We start from the raw sequence: 540 nt of genomic DNA, 5'->3' as shown, positions 1-540 counted from the left end.
CAAGTATGCTAATAACCTCCATTTTATAAAATCGTCTTTATCTTCCCAACTAATTGCCTTGCCCGATGAGCGGTTGAATGATGGTTATGAACGAATCGATACCCCTCTTCTGTAATCCTTTCCAGCTCTTTTGTATTCCTCAAATAATAATCAGCCCTTTCCGAAAAGTTTTCCTCGTTAATATCTACAAAATGTTTGCCTGGTATCAAGCCGATCTCCTCAAGTTCTGGTAAGGCAGGGGCCATTAATAATGTGTGACACGCTGGCACTTCAAAATATTTAAATGTCACAACTTGCCGAACCGAACCGCATGCAAAAAATAGCTTCGCCTGGTTAATGGTCCTGGCATAGTTTTCACCGATCAATGCCTTTTCTGCCTGTTTCGTTGTAAAATCTCTCCATCCTGGATGGGGCTGATTGAAAAATTCGGGAGTATCTCTATAATGCTGTAGGACCTTTTCCCTTAATGGGTAGATTTGCGGAAGAGAAACTTCACCCAGCATCATTAAATCGATTTTCTTTTTTCCACCGTAGTCTTTA

General features: G+C 40.7%; 1 protein-coding gene. It reads right to left on the bottom strand.

Features of this window, described 5'->3' with window-relative positions; all coding sequences use genetic code 11:
* Window positions 1-23: 23 nt before the first annotated feature.
* Window positions 24-540, bottom strand: a 517-nt coding sequence (locus tag AC3G7N_RS22360) for a glycosyltransferase (protein WP_489424300.1), incomplete at its 5' end; no start/stop codon positions are given.

The organism is Virgibacillus carmonensis (genome assembly GCF_057836705.1).
Note: the sequence above shows the minus strand (reverse complement) of the source record. Positions and strands in the feature narration are given on the sequence as shown.